This is a genomic window from Marinobacter sp. M-5, from assembly GCF_032911545.1.
GTDB lineage: Bacteria > Pseudomonadota > Gammaproteobacteria > Pseudomonadales > Oleiphilaceae > Marinobacter > Marinobacter goseongensis.
The window spans coordinates 1,546,016-1,567,124 of sequence record NZ_JAWJEK010000001.1 but is presented as its reverse complement, the minus strand read 5'-3'; the positions used below and the strand labels follow the sequence as shown (position 1 = coordinate 1,567,124).

Annotated in this window: 15 protein-coding genes and 3 pseudogenes; 6 read left to right on the top strand and 12 right to left on the bottom strand. The window is 58.7% G+C overall.

Going from position 1 to position 21,109, the window contains the following annotated elements; genetic code table 11:
* The first annotated feature begins 73 nt into the window (after positions 1–73).
* From R0125_RS07135 to R0125_RS07115, 5 genes are all read left to right on the top strand, one after another.
* Positions 74–1,897 carry an extracellular solute-binding protein gene (locus R0125_RS07135; RefSeq protein WP_317237673.1) on the top strand — a complete coding sequence of 608 codons (1,824 nt, stop codon included), beginning with the start codon at positions 74–76 and terminating at the stop codon, positions 1,895–1,897.
* 46 nt (positions 1,898–1,943) lie between these two features.
* Entirely contained in the window at positions 1,944–3,026 is a 1,083-nt protein-coding gene (locus R0125_RS07130) for a microcin C ABC transporter permease YejB (RefSeq protein ID WP_317237672.1), read from the top strand.
* A gap of 3 nt (positions 3,027–3,029) precedes the next feature.
* Positions 3,030–4,052 (top strand): ABC transporter permease, encoded by a 1,023-nt coding sequence (locus tag R0125_RS07125; protein ID WP_317237671.1) that lies wholly within the window; start codon positions 3,030–3,032, stop codon positions 4,050–4,052.
* Position 4,053: 1 nt separating this feature from the next.
* On the top strand, positions 4,054–5,655 hold the full coding sequence (locus R0125_RS07120) for an ABC transporter ATP-binding protein (protein ID WP_317237670.1): 1,602 nt from the start codon (positions 4,054–4,056) through the stop codon (positions 5,653–5,655).
* A gap of 65 nt (positions 5,656–5,720) precedes the next feature.
* Complete coding sequence (locus tag R0125_RS07115; RefSeq protein WP_248181134.1) at positions 5,721–6,506, top strand: enoyl-ACP reductase; 786 nt, start codon at positions 5,721–5,723, stop codon at positions 6,504–6,506.
* Between the two features lie 51 nt (positions 6,507–6,557).
* On the opposite strand, the gene R0125_RS07110 is transcribed toward R0125_RS07115, so the two are convergent.
* Positions 6,558–6,986, bottom strand: coding sequence for a PilZ domain-containing protein (locus R0125_RS07110; RefSeq protein WP_248181133.1), 429 nt, complete (start codon positions 6,984–6,986; stop codon positions 6,558–6,560).
* A gap of 18 nt (positions 6,987–7,004) precedes the next feature.
* On the bottom strand, positions 7,005–8,828 hold the full coding sequence (locus tag R0125_RS07105; protein WP_317237669.1) for a DUF1631 family protein: 1,824 nt from the start codon (positions 8,826–8,828) through the stop codon (positions 7,005–7,007).
* A gap of 175 nt (positions 8,829–9,003) precedes the next feature.
* Here R0125_RS07105 and R0125_RS07100 point away from each other — a divergent pair, with 175 nt between their 5' ends.
* Positions 9,004–10,077, top strand: a complete 1,074-nt coding sequence (locus R0125_RS07100) for a 3-deoxy-7-phosphoheptulonate synthase (protein ID WP_248181131.1) — start codon at positions 9,004–9,006, stop codon at positions 10,075–10,077.
* A gap of 38 nt (positions 10,078–10,115) precedes the next feature.
* Here R0125_RS07100 and cobA read toward each other — a convergent pair.
* The 10 genes and pseudogenes from cobA to R0125_RS07055 form a co-directional block, all read right to left on the bottom strand.
* Positions 10,116–10,967: pseudogene (gene cobA, locus R0125_RS07095) on the bottom strand (uroporphyrinogen-III C-methyltransferase); the annotation flags it as partial.
* Positions 10,964–12,238 carry a serine--tRNA ligase gene (serS, locus tag R0125_RS07090; protein ID WP_248181130.1) on the bottom strand — a complete coding sequence of 425 codons (1,275 nt, stop codon included), beginning with the start codon at positions 12,236–12,238 and terminating at the stop codon, positions 10,964–10,966. The gene serS and the pseudogene cobA, both read right to left, overlap by 4 nt.
* Positions 12,239–12,327: 89 nt before the next feature.
* Positions 12,328–13,665, bottom strand: coding sequence for a replication-associated recombination protein A (locus tag R0125_RS07085; RefSeq protein WP_248181129.1), 1,338 nt, complete (start codon positions 13,663–13,665; stop codon positions 12,328–12,330).
* Positions 13,665–14,285 carry an outer membrane lipoprotein chaperone LolA gene (gene lolA / locus R0125_RS07080; RefSeq protein WP_317237970.1) on the bottom strand — a complete coding sequence of 207 codons (621 nt, stop codon included), beginning with the start codon at positions 14,283–14,285 and terminating at the stop codon, positions 13,665–13,667. The genes R0125_RS07085 and lolA overlap by 1 nt, the downstream gene beginning before the upstream one ends.
* A 41-nt stretch (positions 14,286–14,326) precedes the next feature.
* A pseudogene (locus R0125_RS16610) lies at positions 14,327–15,904 on the bottom strand (DNA translocase FtsK); the annotation flags it as partial.
* A 297-nt stretch (positions 15,905–16,201) separates the two neighbouring features.
* Positions 16,202–16,924 (bottom strand): annotated as a pseudogene (locus R0125_RS16605) (DNA translocase FtsK 4TM domain-containing protein); the annotation flags it as partial.
* Positions 16,925–16,949: 25 nt separating this feature from the next.
* On the bottom strand, positions 16,950–18,173 hold the full coding sequence (locus tag R0125_RS07070) for an O-succinylhomoserine sulfhydrylase (RefSeq protein WP_317237667.1): 1,224 nt from the start codon (positions 18,171–18,173) through the stop codon (positions 16,950–16,952).
* A gap of 30 nt (positions 18,174–18,203) precedes the next feature.
* Entirely contained in the window at positions 18,204–19,727 is a 1,524-nt protein-coding gene (gene purF / locus R0125_RS07065; RefSeq protein WP_248181126.1) for an amidophosphoribosyltransferase, read from the bottom strand.
* 35 nt (positions 19,728–19,762) lie between these two features.
* A complete protein-coding gene (locus R0125_RS07060; RefSeq protein WP_317237665.1) occupies positions 19,763–20,332 on the bottom strand; it encodes a CvpA family protein in 570 nt (189 codons plus the stop codon).
* Positions 20,333–20,425: 93 nt separating this feature from the next.
* Positions 20,426–21,088, bottom strand: coding sequence for an SPOR domain-containing protein (locus tag R0125_RS07055; protein ID WP_317237664.1), 663 nt, complete (start codon positions 21,086–21,088; stop codon positions 20,426–20,428).
* Positions 21,089–21,109 lie beyond the last annotated feature (21 nt).

Genomic DNA, 21,109 nt, shown 5'->3' with positions numbered 1-21,109 from the left:
GCGTGCAGCGGGAACTCCGGGGAATAAAAAGAATCACTGAATCCTGGACGAATCATCAAAGCGTGCGAGATCTATGACAAAAACACGGAAAGCCTCATACCTTACGTCGTTTTGTTCCCTGGCGGTGTTCATGGCCGCCACCGTGACCCCGGCTCACAGCGCCGACACCGCGGTCGAGCCGCAACACGGGATCGCCATGCACGGGGAACCCACGTACCCGAAGGGGTTCAGCCACTTCGATTACGTCAACCCCGAAGCCCCCAAAGCCGGCACCCTCAGAATGGCGGTTGTTGCCAACGGGTACGACTCCTTCAATCCGTTTGTCATTCGGGGCGTGCCTGCGTCAGGCGTCAGTAGCTACCTTTACGACACGCTGCTGGAATCCTCGGACGATGAGCCGTTCAGCGCTTACGGACTGATCGCAGAATCCATTGAAACCCCGGATAACCGCAGCTACGTGACGTTTCATCTGAACGAGCAGGCGCGGTTCCACGATGATGAGCCCATCACCGCAGCCGACGTAAAGTTTTCGTTCGAGATTCTGACCACCGAGGGTCACCCCTTTTATCGCAACTACTACGCAGATGTGAGCAAAGTAACCGTTGTAGACGATCATACGGTTCGCTTTGATTTCAGCGACACCACCAATCGCGAATTGCCCTTGATCCTCGGGCAGATGCCGATTCTCCCCGCCCACTATTGGGAGGGGCGTGAGTTCGGACGTGCCGGCCTGACCCGCCCGGTCGGAAGTGGCCCCTATCAGATTGGCGATTTCGACGCTGGTCGGTCGATCACCTTCAAGCGCGCAGATGATTACTGGGCGAAAGATCTGGCAACCCGCAAAGGGCGTTTCAACTTCGATGAAATACGGTTTGATTACTACTCTGACGACACCGTTGCTCTGGAAGCCTTCAAAGCCGGCAGCTTCGATTTCCGGGTAGAGCCCTCAGCGAAGAACTGGGCCACCGCCTACACCGGTGACCGTTTTGACAACGGCACCATCGTCACCGAAGCCATCGAGCATCACCGCCCTGCAGGCATGCAGGCGTTCGCCCTCAACACCCGCAAAACTATGTTCTCGGATGCCCGCGTCAGGGAGGCCCTGTCCCACGCCTTCGATTTCGAGTGGGCGAACAAAAACCTGTTCTACGACCAGTACACCCGCACCAAAAGTTTCTTCGAGAACAGCGAGCTGGCCTCCAGCGGATTGCCGGAAGGCCGCGAGCTTGAAATTCTTGAGCCGTACCGGGACCAGTTGCCCGCCGCGGTATTCGAACAGGTCTATCAACCGCCCGTCATCGACGGCAAAGGCGGGCTGCGGGACAACCTCCGGAAAGCCATGGGCTTGCTCAAGGATGCCGGGTATGACATCCAGAATGGCAAAATGACCCACACTGAAACCAGCAAACCGCTCGCGTTCGAGATCCTGCTTCACCAGAAGAATTTTGAACGGGTAGTGTTGCCCCTGAAGAACAATCTGGCCCGCCTGGGCATCGACGTTTCCATTCGTCTGGTGGACACCAACCAGTATATTCAACGGGTTCGTCAGTACGACTACGACGTGATCACGCAGGTGCTGCCTCAGTCGGATTCCCCAGGAAACGAGCAGCGGGAGTACTGGCACTCCTCCAATCTGGACGTACCGGGCTCACGAAACTACATGGGCGTAAATGATCCGGTGGTCGATGAGCTGGTTGGCAAAGTGATCCGGGCCCCTGACCGCGAGGAGCTGATCTATCGGGTGCGAGCCCTTGATCGGGTTCTTCTTCACGGGCATTACGTGATTCCCCAGTGGTACCTTCCCCGTGACCGGATTGCCTACTGGGCCTACCTCAAAAAGCCGGGTAACACGCCCAAGAACGGTATTGATATCGATAACTGGTGGATACAGCTCTGACCCCATGGTTCTGCACACCACCGTAGCGGCGAAGGGAATCCATTAGATGGGCATTTACATACTCCGAAGGCTGGCGCTGATCATACCGACCCTGATCGGCATCATGTTGTTGAACTTCGTGATTGTGCAGGCTGCGCCTGGCGGTCCGGTTGAGCAGCTGATTGCCGAAATGGAAGGCCACGGTGGTGGGGCCCTTTCCCGCGCCAGCGGGGGTGGCAGCGGCGGCGAGGTTGCCTCGGGTGGAGATTCCCGCGGGTCCCGCGGCATACCGGACGAAATGCTCCGGGAAATCGAGATCATGTATGGTTTTGACAAGCCGGCCCATGAGCGCTTCTTCAAAATGCTAGGGGACTATGCCACCTTCAATTTCGGGGAATCGTTCTTTCGAGAGCGCACCGTTCTCGAGCTGATTGTCGACAAGATGCCCGTCTCCATCTCCCTGGGTTTGTGGTCAACCCTGATCATCTATCTGATCTCGATCCCGCTCGGTATCCGTAAGGCGGTGTCCGATGGTTCCCGATTCGATGTCTGGAGCAGCTCGGCCATCGTTGTGGGCTACGCCATTCCCGGGTTCCTATTCGCGATTCTGCTGATCGTGCTGTTCGCCGGTGGCAGTTATTTCGACTGGTTTCCTCTGCGAGGCCTGACCTCGTCAAACTTTGACGAGCTCAACTGGTACCAGAAGATCGGCGATTATTTCTGGCACCTGGCATTACCGGTCACCGCTAATGTGATTGGCGGTTTTGCCACCCTCACCCTGCTGACCAAGAACTCGTTCCTGGATGAGATCAGCAAGCAGTATGTGGTAACCGCAAGAGCAAAAGGCCTGGAGGAAAAACAGGTGCTCTACGGCCATGTCTTCCGCAATGCCATGCTGATCGTCATCGCCAGTCTGCCGGGCGTTCTGGTGGCTCTGTTCTTTACCGGATCTCTCCTTATCGAAGTGATCTTCTCACTGGACGGCCTCGGGCTGCTCGGTTTCGAAGCGGCATTGAACCGTGATTACCCGGTCATCTTTGGCACGTTGTACATTTTTACCCTGATGGGACTGGTTCTGAAGCTGATCAGCGACATCACCTACGTTCTGGTGGATCCGCGAATCGATTTTGAAAGCCGGGAGGGTGCCTGATACATGAAAGCACTGACCCCCATCCAGCAACGCCGGCTGCACAATTTCCGCAAAAATCGCCGTGGCTTCTGGTCACTCTGGATTTTTCTGGTGTTGTTCGGACTGTCGCTGGTTGCCGAGCTGATTGCTAACGATTCCCCCCTCGTAGTGTCCTACAAGGGAGAACTCTACTTTCCAGTGGCTGAATCCATTCCGGAAGAGACTTTCGGCGGTTTCCTTCCGTCCGAGGCAGACTACCGGGATTCGTTTATCGCTGATGAAATCAAAGCCAATGGCTGGATGCTCTGGCCCCCGATTCGCTTCAGCTATGACACCATCAATTACCACCTTGAGGTACCCTCACCGGCGCCCCCTACCCTGGAGAACTGGCTCGGCACTGATGATCAAGGGCGTGATGTGGCCGCCCGGGTCATCTATGGCTTCCGCATTTCCGTGTTGTTCGGTCTGACCCTGACCATCGCCAGTTGTATTGTCGGCGTGATCGTCGGAGCCATTCAGGGGTATTACGGCGGCAAGGTGGATCTGCTGGGCCAGCGCTTTATTGAGGTGTGGTCCGGGCTTCCCGTGCTTTACCTGCTGATCATTCTATCCAGTATTGTGCAGCCGAATTTCTGGTGGTTGCTGGGGATCATGCTGCTGTTCAGCTGGATGGGACTGGTGGATGTGGTTCGCGCCGAATTTCTCCGGGCGCGGAATTTCGAGTACGTCCGTGCCGCCCGGGCGCTGGGGCTGGGCAACCGCAAAATCATGTTCCGCCACATTCTGCCCAACGCCATGGTGGCCACCCTGACCTTTCTTCCATTCATTCTGACCGGGGCCATCACCGGACTCACGTCCCTGGATTTTTTGGGCTTCGGGTTGCCCTCGGGCTCGCCGTCACTGGGGGAGCTTATCGCCCAGGGCAAAGCCAATCTCCACGCGCCGTGGCTTGGCATTTCGGCCTTTGTGTCGTTGTCGGTCATGCTGACCCTGCTGGTGTTCGTCGGTGAAGCCGTCCGAGACGCCTTCGATCCGAGAAAGAACTGATATGGCCAATCTGCTGGAAATCTCCAATCTGTCCATCAGCTTTGACCACAGTGAGGTGGTGGTGGACCAGCTGTCCATCAACGTCCGCCAGGGCGAAACTCTGGCGCTGGTCGGTGAGAGCGGCTCTGGCAAGTCGGTGTCTGCGCTCTCGATCCTCAGGCTGCTGGATGAACGCCACGCCAGCTACCCGAGCGGACAGATCCTGTTCAATGGCGAAGACATGCTGAAAGCCACTGAAAGGCGCCTGCGCCAGATTCGGGGCCATCACATCAGCATGATCTTCCAGGAGCCCATGACCTCCCTGAATCCGCTGCACACCGTGGAAAAGCAGATCACTGAAACGCTGTCGCTTCACAAGGGCATGCGCGGCCCACAGGCGCGTCAGCGCTGCATAGAATTGCTGGAGCTGGTAGGGATTCCCGAGCCCGCGACCCGCCTGGGAAGCTACCCCCATCAGTTGTCCGGTGGGCAGAAGCAGCGCGTAATGATTGCCATGGCCCTGGCCAACGAGCCCGACCTGCTGATCGCCGACGAGCCCACTACCGCACTGGATGTCACCGTTCAGCGACAGGTGCTGGAACTGTTGCGTGAGCTTCAGGGAAAAATGGGGATGGCCATTCTTCTGATCACCCATGACCTGTCCATTGTGCACCGATATGCCGACAGTGTGGCGGTGATGGAACGGGGCAAACTGGTTGAAGAGGGGCCGACTGCCGAGCTGTTCAGCGCTCCCCGGCATCCCTACACCCGTCGCTTGCTGGATGCTGAACCTCCCGCCGCACCGGTCATGCAAGTGCAGTCCGGCGCCCCGCTGATGGAAATTGACAAACTGAACGTTCGTTTCATCACCAGCAAGAGCCTGTTCGGCCGCTCCTCTAAATTTTACCATGCGGTTCAGGACGTCAGTTTTACGCTGGCTCGAGGTGAAACCCTGGGGATCGTTGGTGAGAGCGGAAGCGGCAAAACCACCATCGGACACGCCCTGCTGAAACTGACCGCGGCCACCGGCGTTATCCGCCTCGACGGCGAGGATATCGGTAATCTGGACCAGAAACGCTTCAGGCCCTATCGGAGCCGGATTCAGATCGTCTTCCAGGATCCGTTTGGCAGCCTCAGTCCACGTATGTCGGTGGCTGAAATTGTCCGCGAAGGCCTCGAAATTCACTCCCCGGACAGCCCCGAAGCCCACGAAGGCAAGGTCATCAAGGCCCTGACTGATGTCGGGCTGGACCCGGAAGCCCGACACCGATACCCCCACGAGTTCTCCGGGGGGCAGCGTCAGCGCATTGCCATAGCTCGGGCGCTGGTGTTGCAGCCGGAGGTGATTATCCTGGACGAGCCCACCTCGGCGCTTGATCGCACCGTTCAGAAACAGGTCATCACGCTGCTGCGGGATATCCAGGCCCGTTATCAGTTAAGCTATATCTTCATCAGTCACGACCTGTCGGTGGTGCGCGCGCTCAGCCACAAGCTGTTGGTGCTGCAACAGGGCAAGGTTGTCGAGTACGGTGATGCAGCGGAACTCTTCCGTGCACCGCAACAGGCCTACACCAGAGAGTTACTGAGTGCAGCCCTGTTCTACCAGAAGCCTACGACCAATTGAGTGTTACCTCCGTCAGAACAGTTCGGGGATAATGCACGGAAATCAAGAACACAGGGAGAACATGTATGGGAATTCTCAGTGGCAAAAAAGCGCTGATCGTTGGCGTGGCCAGCAAACACTCCATTGCCTATGGCATCGCCGAAGCTTTTGCCCGCGAAGGCGCCGAGCTGGCCTTCACCTACCAGAACGAGAAGCTTCAGTCCCGGGTTGAAAAATTCGCGGACAGTTGGGGCAGCACACTCACATTTCCCTGTGACGTCGCCAGCGACGAGCAAATCGACAACGTGTTCAAGGAGCTGGGCAAGCACTGGGACAACATTGACATCATCATCCACGCGGTCGGCTATGCCCCGGCCCATGAGCTGGATGGTAATTTTGTTGACGTCACCACCCGTGACGGCTTCCGGATCGCCCACGACATCAGTTCCTTCAGCTTTGTCGCACTGGCCAAGGGCGCGCGCGGCATGATGCATGAAAACAGCTCGTTGCTGACGCTGAGCTACCTGGGCGCGGAGAAAGTACTCCAGAATTACAACGTGATGGGGCTGGCCAAGGCGTCTCTGGAAGCCAACGTCCGTTACATGGCCGCCAGCCTCGGCCGGGAAGGAATCCGGGTGAATGGCATTTCCGCCGGTCCGATCAAGACCCTGGCTGCGTCCGGCATCAAGAGCTTCCGTCGTATGCTGGCAGAAAATGCCAAACGCGCCCCTCTGCGCCGCAACGTCACCACCGCAGAGGTGGGCAACGCAGCAGCCTTTTTGAGCTCCGATATGGCCAGTGGCATCACCGGCGAGATCATGTATGTGGACGCGGGCTTCAATATCACCGGAATGGGTGAACTGGAAGACTGATCTGATGGTTGGGGTGTCCGGACTGCAACCAGCAGCCTGGTCGCCCCGCGATCAATCCTCGGTCATCACCCTCGCCACTGCCTCGACCCAGTCCACGTAGGAGGTATCGTCAGAGTCCTGGATTTCCACGCCAACCAGTGACAGCCCTTCCGACTCCGTTCGGCACCACACCACTTCCACCGTCAGCTCGAACGATTCCGGATTCTGCCCGAGTGCCACTCTGGCGGGTAGTAGTGCCCCCACCGTCACCGCTTCCGGTGCCACCAGGCACAGCCCTTTCGCGGACAGGTCGCGGATCCGACAACTCAGCGTGCGCGCGGATCCCCGCACCTGCCCGCTCTCTTCCGGAAAGCCGGATTCCAACTCAAGTACGGCAACGGCGATTGCGGAAAGCCGGTAGTCCTCCCGCTGGTCACCCGTCCCGTCATCACCACGTTTGGGACCATTCGGATTGCCAAAGGTGTAATCGACATCACTCATGCCGCTGCTCCGCTGCCATTAATTGCGACCCACCCTGATACGGCCCACCACCCGGCTGAGCGCATCGTCGAATTCGGCGGAACTGCCAAGCACCCGAACCCTGCCCGCAAGCACCTCCTGCACCAACCCATCCACCAGGAACTCACGGCGGTTCAAACCCAGGCGATCAACAAACACCAACTTATTCGACGCGTTGATCCTGACCGCAAGCTTCAACCGCACAGGGTCGCCCACCGCGTCGTTTTCGGCCAGCACGATCCAACCCCCAAGCTTAATGCCATCAACCAGTTTGTGTGCGGCCTGCCGTTGTTCCTGTTCAAGGCGAACCTGCTCGGCGTGTTCATCCGCCTCGCGCTGTTCGCGCTCTTCCTGCTGCCGCTTCTCGAGCTCAGCTATCCGTTGCGACTCTTCAGCCCTGCGTTTCGCCTCAGCTGCTTCCTTTTCCCGGCGCAGGGTATCGGCCCGCGCCCGGGCCTCTTCAGCCGCCTTCTGACGCAAAGCCTTCTGGCGTTCCTGTACCACGGCAAGCGAACCAATCGTCTCCGCCAGTACCCGGCCGAACGGTGTCAGCGCAGGCAGCGGCCGCAGGATTCCGCATTCCCGCGTCTTAACAAACTCCGACCACGGCTGGAGCCCCAGTTTCACCCCAGAGCCATTGGTCCACAGAATCTCGGCGGTTTCCTCCAGCAGGGCGAAAAAATAGCGGCGCTGTTCATCCGTCCCTTCACCCTCAACGAACCATTGGCCGACCGACTCGTTTACCACCTCCGTGGCGGGCCGGGCGGCCTGTAGCCACGAGGTATCCCACTCAAACCTGTCCCGGCCCGGCAACGCGTCGACCAGTTCTGGGGTTTCTCCGCGCATTCTGGCCACGAGCACCGCCTCGATGCCTTCCAGGACGTCAGCGGCGAGATCCTCCCCCTGAACGCGCCGCCACACGTCAACCAGCCTGTCGCCGATCTGCTCACCCACATGGTAAAGGCGGTTACGGTCCTTGTCAGACAGCGATGGGTCACCTACCCAGACCAGCCACTCCAGCAGTTTACTGCTATGGCGCCCATCCTCAGCGTCGAGATCGCCCGCCCACACCACCTGTTTCAGCAGCGGCATCCACAGCTCAAAAATGAACTGGGTAATGGCGGGAGGTAACTGTCGTCCGGTCATCGCCCGACCAACCAGGGCCCGCGCTGTTTGATCCGCCCAGCGCTGCCTGGCAGCCCCCTGCTCTGTCTCTAGCAAGCGCTGACGAAGCCTGGACACCAGTTGATCCCTTTTACCGGAATCCGCCTGCCACTCCCGGCAGAAGGCATCAAAGGGTTCACTGACCCCGTTTTCAAAGCAGGCGGACACTGCAATCACCAGCGAGTCCAATTGCTCCAGGAGAACCCGCGCCGACCGGCCGCCGGAATCGCTCCACCCGCGGAATTCCTGGAGACCGTCGAGCCAGTCGAGCAGTTCGTCGGTGAAAGCTGCGGCCCCGGTCTCGTTCATCCGCCAGGCGAGGAAGAATCTGAGGCGCGCAACGCGCCGGGCCAGCTCCGGGTGCAACCCGCTGGTTTTGAGAAAGACGTCCATAATCCGATCGGCGACATACGCCGAATTGATCTGCCTGACCGACCAGGTCAGTGACACGGACCGGACCAGCTGAATCACCCGCTCATCCCGTTGCTCGGTCCAGCAGGAAAACAGCAGCGGTTTCCAGTCACTGACGGTATCCGCTGCCAGCTTGCCTGCCGAGTACGGCAGGTCAGGCACACGGATGCCCGAGAGCACGTCGCCGAGCTTCTCCATAACCTCCTCACGAGGCTGCATTGCAGGCTTTTTCTGCCGCTGTTCAGACATCCGGTTCCCGCACGTTAGAAGCGTTGAAATGGTCTATCAAATAACGCAGTATAACGAACTCGCCGGCCATTGCTTCATACCAACGCCGGCGCATTCGTTAAAATGAGCACGGTTTGCAGCGTATCAGAAACCTGCGAGGGCCGCTGCTTGGATCAGAACCAGGGAAAACAAGAGCATGTCGGGCACCAAACTTGAGAACCTTAATGTGGCGAGTCAGGAACCACTGATTACCCCCGAAGCGTTGAAGCAGGAAATGCCGCTTTCCGGCGCTGCGGCGGAATCGGTCAAGAATGGCCGACAGGCGATTTATGACATCATGGACGGTAAGGATCATCGCCTGTTTGTGGTGGTCGGCCCCTGCTCTATCCATGACGTTGAGGCTGCCCAGGATTATGCCGCCCGTCTGAAGAAACTGGCCGACGAAGTCAGCGATACGCTGTTGATTGTTATGCGGGTCTATTTTGAGAAGCCGCGGACGACCGTCGGCTGGAAAGGTTTGATCAACGACCCCCACCTGAATGACACATTCGACATCGAACAGGGGCTGCACATTGGCCGCAGGCTTCTTCTCGACATTGCAGAGCTGGGCTTGCCGACAGCCACTGAGGCACTGGACCCCATTTCGCCACAGTACCTGCAAGACACCATCTCCTGGTCTGCCATCGGCGCCCGTACCACCGAATCCCAGACGCATCGTGAGATGAGCAGCGGCCTGTCCATGGCCATCGGCTTCAAGAACGGTACCGACGGCAGTCTGGATGTCGCAGTCAACGCCATGAAATCAGTTTCTCATCCCCACAGCTTCCTGGGCATTGATCAGAAAGGCCAGGTTGCGGTCATCCGTACCAAGGGCAATAACTATGGCCACGTGGTTCTGCGGGGCGGTGGTGGCAAGCCGAATTATGATTCCGTCAGTGTGGCGTTGTGTGAGCAGGCGCTCGATAAAGCCGGACTGCGCAAATCCATCATGGTGGATTGCAGCCACGCCAACTCCAGCAAAGACCCGGCGATTCAGCCGTTGGTCATGCAGGATATCTCCCATCAGATTCTTGAAGGTAACCAGTCCATTCAGGGCCTGATGGTTGAGAGCAACATCAACTGGGGCAACCAGTCCATTCCGGAGAACCTCCAAGACCTGAAATACGGTGTCTCCGTAACGGATGCCTGCATCGACTGGCCGACCACAGAAAAAGCCATTCGGGACATGCGGGACAAACTGAAAGACGTGTTGCCTAAACGTCGGGCGTGATGCTGGCCACAAAAAAGGGGAGCTGCTGCTCCCCTTTTTTATGCCGGCGGCGTAACTGCGCCGACCCAGTCGAGTCGTTCTCGCAGACTCACCACATGGCCGATAATCACCAGCGTTGGTGGATGCACCTGGCGCTCGCTCACGCGCTGGACAATATTCGACAGATCACCGGTGATCACCTCCTGATCCGGCGTCGTGCCTTTGGAGACCAGAGCAACCGGCATCCCGGAATCCATGCCATGGGCGCTCAACTCGCGGCAGATGATCGGTAAACCCACCAGGCCCATGTAGAACACCAGGGTCTGGTTGTTCTGAACGAAATCCTTCCAGGGCAGATTGCAGGTATCGTCTTTCAAGTGTCCGGTCACAAACCGCACCGACTGGGCGTGATCTCGATGAGTCAAAGGGATACCGGCATAGGCGGCACAACCGGACGCCGCCGTTATACCCGGCACCACCTGGAAGCGAACGCCGGCCTCGGCAAGTGTTTCAATTTCCTCACCCCCGCGGCCAAAAATGAACGGGTCGCCGCCTTTCAGCCGCACCACTCTCCGCCCCTGTTGCGCCAGTTCCACCAGACGGGCATTGATCTGGTCCTGAGGCAGTGTGTGATTGGAGCGCTGCTTGCCAACATGAATCAGTTCGGCAGTCTCCGGAATCAAGGCCATGATCTCCGGTGACACCAGCCGATCATACAGCACGACCTCGGCAGACTGGATCAGCCGCCAGGCCTTGAGAGTCAACAACTCGGGGTCGCCGGGACCGGCCCCTACCAGGGCCACCTCACCGCTGGAACTGTTGGGGTTATCGGTGACCGGGTTGGCCCTGTACCGAACCGGTGCAGGCCATGCCCTCACGCCCTTCCCTGGTGCAAGATTTCGCTCGCTCATTGAATCTTTTCCAAACCTCCCATGTACGGCTTCAATACGTCCGGAACCAGAATGCTGCCGTCGGCCTGCTGGTAGTTTTCCATGACCGCAATCAGCGCACGGCCAACAGCAAGGCCTGACCCATTCAAGGTGTGAACGGGCTCGGGTTTGCCGGTTTCCGGATTACGCCAACGCGCATGCATGCGCCGTGCCTGGAAATCACGGGTATTGGAGCAGGAAGAAATCTCACGGAACTTGCTCTGGCCCGGTAGCCAGACTTCAAGATCGTAGGTCTTGGCCGCCGAGAAGCCCATGTCGCCACCACACAGTGCGACCACGCGGTAAGGCAGGCCAAGCAGTTGGAGCACCTTCTCGGCATGCCCGGTAAGTGCTTCGAGCGCCGCCTCAGAATCCTCTGGGCGCACGACCTGAACCAGCTCCACCTTGTCAAACTGGTGCTGGCGAATCATACCGCGGGTGTCCCGGCCATAGGATCCGGCCTCGCTACGGAAGCACGGAGTGTGGCAAACCAGCCGCAGCGGCAGCTCTTTCGCATCGAGAATGGAGTCCGACACCAGATTGGTGGCCGGCACCTCGGCAGTGGGAATCAGGTACAGCGGATGATCACCGCCGGTCTTGAACAGATCTTCCTCAAACTTGGGCAATTGCCCGGTACCGTACAGGGCGTCGGCATTGACCAGGTAGGGCACGTAAGCCTCCGTGTAGCCATGTTCTGCCGTGTGCAGATCCAGCATGAATTGCGCAAGCGCCCGGTGCAGGCGGGCAACCGGTCCACGCATCACCGCAAAGCGGGAGTGCGCCAGGCGTGTGGCGGTCTCGAAGTCCAGACCGTTCAGTTCGTCACCCAGCGCCACATGGTCCTTTGCCTCGAAGTCAAAGGTCTTCGGCGTGCCCCAGGTGCGCACCTCAACGTTGTCATCCTCACTTTCGCCGGCCGGAACATCCTCATCAGGCACGTTCGGAATTCCTGCGAGGAATCCGTTGAGTTCTTCCTGCAGAGTGCGCAGTTCCTCTTCCGCCTCGGATTTCTGTGCTTTCAGGCTCTCGACTTCGTCCCGCAGCGGCTGAATGTCTTCACCCGCCGCCTTGGCCTTACCAATCGATTTGGACCGCTTGTTCTGCTCGCTTTGCAGTGTTTCCGTACGAACCTGGAGGGCACGTCGACGCTCCTCAAGCTGTTCGAAGGTGGCAGTATCAAGAACATAATTCTTGATGGCCAGCCGACGGGCGATCTCTTCAGTCTGGGTACGGACACGTTTGGGATCGAGCATGATTATCCTGAATCTTCCGGTTAACGATGTGTGTGGAGTAACTGGCCATTATACCTGCGCTGACGCTGCTGGCTACCGTGCGGGCCGGCTCAGGAATAGCGTTTTCGGGGGCTTTGCGCGTTCAGAACATCCAGACGCTGGCGCTTTTCGGCCAGCTTGATTTCCAGCCCTCGATTAACCGGCTCATAGTAACGACGCCGGTGAACGGCCTCAGGCAGATAGGATTCCCCGGCGGCAAAGGCGTCCGGTTCATCGTGGGCGTAGCGGTACTCGTCACCGTGACCAAGACTTTTCATCAGCTTGGTCGGTGCGTTACGAAGGTGCACGGGCACCTCGTAGTCGGGATCGCTGCGGATATCCGCCATACATTGATTGAATGCGTTGTAGACGCCGTTGCTTTTCGGCGCGAGCGCCAGATAGGTCACCGCCTGTGCCAGGGCCAGTTCCCCTTCCGGGGAGCCCAGCCGCTCCTGGGCGGCCCAGGCGTCCATTGATAACTGCAGTGCCCGGGGGTCGGCGTTGCCAATATCCTCACTGGCAATTCTCACCAGGCGACGGGCGACATACAGCGGGTCGCAACCACCGTCGAGCATTCGGCACAGCCAGTACAGCGATCCATCTGGGTCCGAACCACGAACGGATTTATGCAGGGCGGAAATCTGGTCGTAAAAGACATCTCCGCCTTTGTCAAAACGTCGCAGGCTGGTTTGCAACACCTGCTCAAGGTGCCCGTTGGTGATCCGGAGTCGGCCCTGACCATCGTCTTCGGCCAGATCCGTTGCCACCTCAAGAATGTTCAGGGCCTTGCGGGCGTCACCGCCCGAGGCCGATGCCATCATCGTCAACACCGCGTCGTCAACGTCCACCGCCGCGTTCAGGCCCTCCGGCGCCTCGAGCGCCCGGCGCAGCAAACGCATCACATCCTGCGCTTCAAGGTTCTTGAGCACATAGACACGGGTTCGCGACAACAACGCGCTGTTCAGCTCAAAGGAAGGGTTTTCGGTGGTTGCGCCGACAAATATGAAGGTTCCGTCTTCAATGTGGGGCAGAAAGGCGTCTTGCTGACCTTTGTTGAAGCGATGGACCTCATCGACAAACAACAGCGTGTCCCGACCTTCCATGGTTTTGCGGTTCTTTGCCCGCTCAACGATCTCACGAATGTCTTTGACGCCACTGAGCACAGCGGAAACGGTTTCAAAACTCAGATCGCTGAGGTTGGCCAGCAGCTGCGCAAAGGTGGTTTTGCCGACACCGGGCGGCCCCCAAAGAATCATCGAATGCAGTTGCCCCTGCTCGACCGCCCTGCGGAGCGGTCTTCCCGCACCCACCAGGTGAGCCTGCCCGACGTAATCCTCCAGGGTTCGCGGTCGCATACGCGCCGCCAGAGGGCGAAAACCCTCCTTTTCCTGGAAGAGGCTGTCCTGCATCAGGCTCCGTCCCGGATCACATCCACCTCGTCCGGATAGTCGAGGGTGAACACCTTGTCGGCAATGGCACTGTTGAGCTGAATATCGTCGAAGCTCAGCACACTGATCTGAGAGAGGGAGTCCTGCATGCGCATTTCCTGCAATTCTCCCTTGTAAAAGGTTAGCCGCAGCGACACAAACAGCGAATCTGCATCGCGGGGCTCCAGGGTAAACTCCCGGGTATGCTCGCCCTTGACGCTGGCAGAGACCTTGTAGGTGTCATTCAGATTGCCCACTTCGCCGCTGAGCAACAGCGCGGGGGTGGTTTGGACCTGCTTATCCAGGTTGTGGACCGTGACCTGTTCAAGATCCGGATCATACACCTCTACGGTGGTGCCGTTGCTGACGATAAACTGTGAGTGGGGCTGGTTTGTCTCCCAGTAAAACAGACCTGGGCGCTTGGCCTTGAGTGCCCCGCGGGATTCCTGCACGCGGTTGCCATTTTCATTCACCACAATCTGGATAAAGTCGGCCTGATAGGACTCATAGCTTTCCAGCGTCCTGGCCAGTTCGGCTGCATCTTTCTCACTGTCAGCCTGAGCAGCAACGGGTGACAGCATGGCCACCAGCAGCAACGGCATCCAGAAAGCACGGGCAATGTGTTTCATCGTCATAACAACTCCTAATCTCTCGGTGGCGGCGGTGCCAGCACTTCCCGGGCGCCGTTGTGCCCCGCAGCGCTGACCACGCCTGATGCTTCCATGGCATCAACCAGGTTTGCCGCCCGGTTGTACCCGATCTTGAATTTTCGCTGAACAGAGGAAATGGAAACCCGACGACCTTCCGTCACGAAAGCGACGGCCTCATCGTAAAGCGCGTCTCCCTCATTGTCGCCGCCTTCCGACAGGCTTGGTACGCCGGGCAGACTTTCGCCCTCGGCACCGTTCAGCACGTCGTCGATGTACACTGGCTCGCCTCTGGCTTTCCAGGCGCTGACAACCCGGTGAACTTCGTCGTCATCCACAAAGGCGCCGTGCACCCGCACAGGGAGGCCGGAGCCCGGGGGCAAATACAGCATGTCGCCATGCCCCAGTAGCTGTTCCGCCCCACCCTGATCAAGCACGGTGCGGGAGTCAATCTTGGAAGACACCTGAAACGACATCCGCGTGGGGATGTTGGCCTTGATCAGACCGGTAATAACGTCCACCGAGGGTCGCTGAGTCGCCAGAATCAGATGGATACCCGCTGCCCGCGCTTTCTGCGCGATACGGGCGATAAGCTCCTCCACCTTCTTACCGACAATCATCATCATGTCGGCGAATTCGTCGATCACCACCACGATGAACGGCAGGGTATCCAGTTCCGGGCGCTCCTGCTCGTCATTGGCCAGGTATTCGTCAGGTTTCCAAAGCGGGTCGAGAATGGGCTCGCCCGCTGCAGCAGCATCCCGGATCTTGCGGTTGTAGCCGGCAATGTTTCTCACACCCAGATTGGCCATCAACCGATAGCGGCGCTCCATCTCCGCAACGCACCAACGCAGGGCGTTAGCGGCTTCTTTCATATCCGTTACCACCGGTGCCAGCAGGTGGGGAATGCCGTCATAGATGCTCAGCTCCAGCATCTTCGGGTCCACCATGATGAAGCGAACTTCTTCCGGCGTGGCCTTCAGCAGCATGCTGAGCAGCATCGCGTTGACACCCACGGACTTACCGGAACCGGTAGTGCCCGCCACCAGCAGGTGAGGCATCTTGGCAAGATTGGCCACCATCGGGTTACCGCCAATGTCGTTCCCCAGGGCGAGGGTCAACGGTGATGACGAATCCTCGAAAACCCGCGCGCTCAACACTTCACTGAGCCGAACGATTTCGCGCTCTTCATTGGGAATCTCGATACCCACGACGGATTTGCCTGGAATCACCTCCACAACGCGGACACTCAGCACCGCGAGTGAGCGGGCCAGATCCTTCGCCAGATTCGAGATCTTGCTGACCTTGACGCCCGGGGCCGGCTTGATTTCGAAACGGGTGATCACCGGGCCGGGGTTGACCTCGACCACTTCGACCGACACACCAAAGTCCGCCAGTTTTTCCTCAAGCAAGCGGGACATGTGCTCGAGGGCCTCCTCGGAGTAGCCTTTTTCCTTATGCTCTTCGGGCGGGTCCAGCAACGAAATAGGCGGAATCGGGCTCTCGACATCTTCCAGCAGAGACGGCTGGCTACCCTTCCCTTTCGAGTCGGCTTTGGCCTGTTCGTCTCGCTTGAACGGCGAAATCTTCAGTGCCCTGGATACCGCGCCACCCGTTACCGGCGCCGTCTTCGCCACGCCATTCATTGACGCCTTATCAGCGGCATCGGCATGGTCGTCACGGGAACTGAAGCTCTCCAGGCGCGCAGGCTCGACATCCTGGGTCTCGGCAAGGCCGTCGATGGCAGGTTCCCGCCGTTGCTGAGACGGTGCGGCTTCCTTGGCCGGTTTACTTTTCGGCTTTTTCGGGCCCAGGCCGGGTATTTTCTGCCACCAGCGCAGACCCGCAGCAGCACGCACTTTGGGTACTTCCACGCGATCCTTGACCACCGGCGGCTCCGGCGGTGTTCCTTTGGCGGCCACCTCAGGCTTTGCCGGCTTTTTGGCCCTGCCCTGGGCACTGAACACGCGCTTCAGCCAGGCACCGAACCGAAGGGTAACCAGGCCAAGCTGGTCCATCAGCCAAAACCATGAGAGCCCGGTGGTGACCGTCAGCGCGAACAGGAAAATAGCAATCAGTAGCAGCGTGGTAGCGGGCAGATTGAAAAAACGCACCATGGCTTCGGACACGGCCGATCCAAGCACACCGCCGGACGACACCCCGAGGCCGAACACCGAGTACAGCGACAGAAGACTGGTGGCAGACAGGAGAATAAGAAGAAACCCGCCAAAACGCATGGCCAGCAGCGGCCAATGCAGATCAATGGCGTCATTGCGGCGGCGGATGAGCATCAGCGCGTAACCGGCAATCATCACCGGAAACAGGAAGGCCACATGGCCGAAGAAATCCATCAACAGGCTCGCAATCCAGGCGCCGGTGCGGCCCGCGTGATTCTGCACGCTGGTATCGTGGCCAATGCTCGCCCACCCCGGATCAGACGGGCTGAAGGTGACCAGAGCCATTGCCAGGTAAATACACAGGGCAATCAGCGCAATCACGGCGCCCTCGCGGGTGCCCTGAGCCGCGAGGCGACGGAATCGCTGCTGCTTTTCGGTCAGTTGGGGTGCCTTTTGTGCTTTTGCCGACTCTGCCATGAATGCCCAGACGTTTCCGTGACGGTTATTTTTCCAGAGCGCTGAAACCGCGCTGAAGATCGATTTTCAGGTCTTCGACGGCTTCAATACCGACCGATATCCTGACCAGGTTTTCGGTGATACCGGCCTGAGCCTTGTCTTCCGGCGACAATCGGCCGTGGGTTGTGGTCGCCGGATGGGTGATGGTGGTCTTCACGTCGCCCAGGTTCGCGGTGATTGAAATCATTCGGGTGGCGTCAATGAATGCCCACGCCTCTTCCCGGCCCCCTTTGACCCTGAACGAGAGAACGCCGCCAAAGCCCGATTGTTGCTCCCGCGCCAACGCATGCTGAGGATGACTCTCGAGTCCCGCATAGAACACTTCCGCCACAGCAGGCTGCGCCTCCAGCCACTGCGCCAACTCTAACGCATTGTCGCAATGGGCTCGCATACGGATTGGTAAGGTTTCCAACCCCTTGAGAAACACCCAGGCATTGAAGGGGCTCATGGTCGGGCCTGCCGAGCGCAAAAACCCATAGACTTCATCCATCAGATTCGCTGGCCCCACAACAACGCCGCCCACACAGCGGCCCTGGCCATCCAGATACTTGGTTGCCGAATGAATGATGATGTCTGCTCCATGTTCAAGCGGGCGCTGCAATACCGGGGTGCAGAAGCAGTTATCCACCACAAAGAGGGCATCGTTGGCATGGGCCAGTGCAGCCAGCGCGGCCATGTCGGCCACTTCACACAGCGGATTCGAGGGTGTTTCGATGAACAGCATCCGGGTTTCCGGGCGGATCTCACGCTCCCACTGCGCCTGATCAGTCAGACTGACAAAGCTGGTTTCTACACCAAACTTGGCCATGTACCTCTGAAACAGCACGTTGGTGGTGCCGAACACGCCCCGGGAACACACCACATGGTCACCGGACTTCAACAGGGCCATGCAGGTACTGAGGATAGCGGCCATGCCCGAAGAGGTGGCCACGGCCTTTTCCCCTCCCTCCATAGCCGCAATACGGGCTTCGAACGCCTGCACAGTAGGATTTGTAAACCGCGAATAGATGTTGCCCGGCTCTTCACCGCCAAAGCGGGCCGCGGCCTGGGCGGCACTGCCGTAGACGAAACTTGACGTCGGAAAAATCGCGTCACTGTGCTCAAGCTGACCGGTCCGGATCTGACCGGCACGCACCGCCAGGGTGTCCACCGACATGCCCTCGAGGTCCGACTCCGGAATCCAGACATGCTCGTCGCGGCAAAAGGTCATGATACGCTCCTGAAACTGGCGGTCTGCCGGTTAATCTTCATCGTTATAAAGGTCAATGATGCCGTTGTCTGCGGAGTCCACGTTACCGCCTTCAAACCGGTTTTCATCGTTCCGCATGGCTTCGAGGCGGGTAAGATAGGCCTCGTCCACATCGCCGGTGATGTAGTTTCCGGTGAACACGGAACACTCCCAGCCCTCGATGTCCGGATTGACATCGCTGACGCAGGTCACCAGATCGTTCAGGTCCTGGTACAGCAGCCAGTCCGCGCCGATCAGGTCACGGATTTCCTCCACCGTGCGATCATGAGCAATCAACTCACTGGCTGACGGCATATCGATGCCGTAGACGTTCGGGAAGCGAACCGGGGGCGCGGCAGAGGCGAAATAGACCTTGCGGGCGCCCGCGTCACGGGCCATCTGCACAATCTCCTGACAGGTGGTGCCACGCACGATCGAGTCGTCTACGAGCATCACATTCTTGCCACGGAACTCCAGATCAATAGGGTTGAGCTTCTGGCGAACGGATTTCTTCCGCATTTTCTGACCCGGCATAATGAAGGTGCGGCCGATGTAGCGGTTCTTGATGAACCCCTCACGGAATTTCACCCCCAACAAGTGGGCCATCTGCATCGCCGACGTCCGGCTGGTGTCCGGAATCGGCATGACCACGTCAATGTCGTGGTCTGACCACTCCCTCAGTACTTTGTCAGCCAGGGTCTCGCCCATTCGCAACCGTGCCTTGTAAACAGACACTTTGTCTATGATGGAGTCCGGACGGGCAAAATACACGTGCTCAAAGATACACGGGTACAGGTGCGGTTCCTCGGAACATTGCTCGGTGTAGAGCGTGCCGTCGGTTTCGATGTACACCGCCTCACCCGGCGCTATATCACGCACCAGGGTAAACCCGGCGGCACTCAGGGCCACACTCTCAGAGGCAATCATGTACTCTTTGCCTTCGTCGGTTTCACGGACGCCGTAGCAGGCGGGGCGAATGCCGTTAGGATCACGGAACCCGACAATGCCGTAGCCGGTGATCATGGCGATGACCGCATAGGCACCGCGGCAGCGCTGGTGTACAGCACGCACCGCTGAGAAAATGTCGTCCTTGGTGGGATCCAGTTTGCCCAGTTTCTGCAGTTCGTGGGCGAACACGTTCAACAACACTTCGGAATCGGAATTGGTGTTGATGTGGCGCAGATCAGTGCGGAACAGGTCCTTGCTCAGATCATCGGCATTGGTCAGGTTGCCGTTGTGCGCCAGGGTGATGCCGTAGGGACTGTTGACGTAGAACGGCTGTGCCTCTGCCGAACTGGAACTGCCTGCAGTCGGATAACGCACGTGACCGATGCCCACATTGCCCACCAGACGACGCATGTGACGGGTACGAAAAACATCCCGCACCAGGCCGTTGTCCTTGCGCAGATAGAAACGGTCATCCTGAAAGGTAACAATGCCCGCCGCATCCTGGCCCCGGTGCTGTAAAACGGTCAGCGCATCGTAAAGCGACTGATTCACGTTGGAAGTACTGACTACGCCGACAATGCCACACATGGATACGGTTATCTCCGAAGCGTTAAAACTGAATGTTAGCGGGACACGGAATCGGGTTCCATGCCTTCTTCCTGCTGGGGATCCGACGACCCGGCAGCGTTGTCTGCCGCCGGTCCCAGAAACCGGGCGAACTCGTCCCCGAGCGTGCGTCTGGACCAGTCTTCGACGACGGCCAGCCGGTTGATCATCACCGAACTCTGCCACCAGGTATCCTGGGCAAGCGGCGTGTAACGGGTAAAGGCGATGCCTACGATCACGACCACCACCCCGCGTAGCAGACCGAAACCCATGCCCAGCACACGGTCCGTGGCAGAAAGGCCGGTAGCCCGGACAAGATGCCCGATCATATTATTGATGATGGCGCCCACAATCAGGGTGCCAAAGAACAGAATGGCAAACGCCGCGATCAGGCGCACCATGGGCGTTTCTACGGTGTTTTCCAGCAAAGCCTGCATCTGGGGGTGAAAGGTGCGCGCGATAATAAACGCACCAATCCAGGTGACCAGAGACAGGGCTTCCCTGACGAACCCCCGCTTGAGGCTGATAAGAGTGGATACGGTGATAAGGGCGATGATGACCCAGTCAATCCAGATCAGCGCTTCCATGAAAAACCCGGTGGCGAAATTGAAGCGCGAATTCTAACAGGAAACGCACCCGCACCAAACTGCCGGTTTGTACCAATCGGATTGGATGTCGAACTATTTGCCGCCAGTGGTCACCAGGCTATTGAGACCGAACTCCCGGTCCAGGGCTTTCTTGGCGCGCTCAGCCTCGGCCTTTTCGGCGAAAGGCCCGCTGAATACCCGCGTCAGGGTGGCATCGCCACGCTGAATTTTCTGAAGATGCGAGCTGTAGCCGACTTCGCGAACCTTGTTACGCAAGTTGAGGGCATTGTCGCCGCTGCCAAAACTGCCCAGCTGCACGACCCAAGCGCCGTCCAGTGATCCGGTGAATTCCGCCGGTTCGGCGGCAGACCCACTGGCTTCATCCGCCTGAGTGTCCAGCAGATCTTCCGCGGGGGCCCCGGAATCCGGCGAGTTGGCCACAGCCTGATCCAAGGGTTCAGGTTGTACGGGCTCCGCAGCCCTGCGATCAGAGGCCGTATTTTCCGGCTCAACCGGCTCCGGGCGGACCGGCTGGGTGCTCGCTTCGGTATCAGCGGGCTCCTCCAGACGGTACGCGGGCGCATCGGACATGACCGGGTCCGGTGCATCCACTTCCGGGAATGGCGGCTCTTCAGGGATCTTGATGGAGCTCGAGGTGCGTTCCGAATGAGGCTCATCAAACAGCATGGGCACAAAAATCACTGCGAGTGACACCAGCACCAGCGCACCGATGATTCTCTGCTTCAGTCCGTCCACGTTCTGATTTCCCCTGTTCTG

What these genes read in the sequence shown, in the direction of transcription:
- serS (WP_248181130.1), bottom strand. Translation starts at nt 12,238, where the DNA reads ATGCTCGATCCCAAACGTGTCCGTACCCAGACTGAAGAGATCGCCCGT.
- R0125_RS07070 (WP_317237667.1), bottom strand. Translation starts at nt 18,173, where the DNA reads ATGACCTTTTGCCGCGACGAGCATGTCTGGATTCCGGAGTCGGACCTC.
- R0125_RS07120 (WP_317237670.1), top strand. Translation starts at nt 4,054, where the DNA reads ATGGCCAATCTGCTGGAAATCTCCAATCTGTCCATCAGCTTTGACCAC.
- R0125_RS07125 (WP_317237671.1), top strand. Translation starts at nt 3,030, where the DNA reads ATGAAAGCACTGACCCCCATCCAGCAACGCCGGCTGCACAATTTCCGC.
- R0125_RS07135 (WP_317237673.1), top strand. Translation starts at nt 74, where the DNA reads ATGACAAAAACACGGAAAGCCTCATACCTTACGTCGTTTTGTTCCCTG.
- R0125_RS07100 (WP_248181131.1), top strand. Translation starts at nt 9,004, where the DNA reads ATGTCGGGCACCAAACTTGAGAACCTTAATGTGGCGAGTCAGGAACCA.
- R0125_RS07110 (WP_248181133.1), bottom strand. Translation starts at nt 6,986, where the DNA reads ATGAGTGATGTCGATTACACCTTTGGCAATCCGAATGGTCCCAAACGT.
- R0125_RS07105 (WP_317237669.1), bottom strand. Translation starts at nt 8,828, where the DNA reads ATGTCTGAACAGCGGCAGAAAAAGCCTGCAATGCAGCCTCGTGAGGAG.
- lolA (WP_317237970.1), bottom strand. Translation starts at nt 14,285, where the DNA reads ATGCCGTTGCTGCTGGTGGCCATGCTGTCACCCGTTGCTGCTCAGGCT.
- R0125_RS07085 (WP_248181129.1), bottom strand. Translation starts at nt 13,665, where the DNA reads ATGCAGGACAGCCTCTTCCAGGAAAAGGAGGGTTTTCGCCCTCTGGCG.
- R0125_RS07060 (WP_317237665.1), bottom strand. Translation starts at nt 20,332, where the DNA reads ATGGAAGCGCTGATCTGGATTGACTGGGTCATCATCGCCCTTATCACC.
- R0125_RS07115 (WP_248181134.1), top strand. Translation starts at nt 5,721, where the DNA reads ATGGGAATTCTCAGTGGCAAAAAAGCGCTGATCGTTGGCGTGGCCAGC.
- R0125_RS07130 (WP_317237672.1), top strand. Translation starts at nt 1,944, where the DNA reads ATGGGCATTTACATACTCCGAAGGCTGGCGCTGATCATACCGACCCTG.
- purF (WP_248181126.1), bottom strand. Translation starts at nt 19,727, where the DNA reads ATGTGTGGCATTGTCGGCGTAGTCAGTACTTCCAACGTGAATCAGTCG.